Source organism: Floricoccus penangensis (genome assembly GCF_001832885.1).
In the GTDB taxonomy this organism is placed as follows: Bacteria; Bacillota; Bacilli; order Lactobacillales; family Streptococcaceae; genus Floricoccus; species Floricoccus penangensis.
Map to the genome: position 1 here is coordinate 1 of NZ_MKIQ01000022.1, position 453 is coordinate 453.

A 453-nucleotide genomic window follows, 5' to 3' on the forward strand; every position below is an offset into this window, starting at 1 on the left:
TACTTCAAGTGAGGAATCAAGTTCAACTACCACAAGTAGTAAACCAAGTACTTCAAGTGAAGAATCAAGTTCAACTACCACAAGTAGTAAACCAAGTACTTCAAGTGAGGAATCAAGTTCAACTACCACAAGTAGCGAACCAAGTACTTCAAGTGAAGAATCAAGTTCAACTACCACAAGTAGCGAACCAAGTACTTCAAGTGAGTCAACAAGTTCAACTACCACAAGTAGCGAACCAAGTACTTCAAGTGAACCAACAAGTTCAACTACCACAAGTAGCGAACCAAGTACTTCAAGTGAATCAACAAGTTCAACTACCACAAGTAGTAAACCAAGTACTTCAAGTGAAGAATCAAGTTCAACTACCACAAGTAGTAAACCAAGTACTTCAAGTGAGGAATCAAGTTCAACTACCACAAGTAGTAAACCAAGTACTTCAAGTGAGTCATCAAG

General features: G+C 38.4%; 1 protein-coding gene. It reads right to left on the minus strand.

All coding sequences use genetic code 11. From position 1 onward, the window contains the following. Positions 1-453, minus strand: a 453-nt coding sequence (locus BG262_RS10720) for a hypothetical protein (protein ID WP_158006637.1), incomplete at both ends; no start/stop codon positions are given.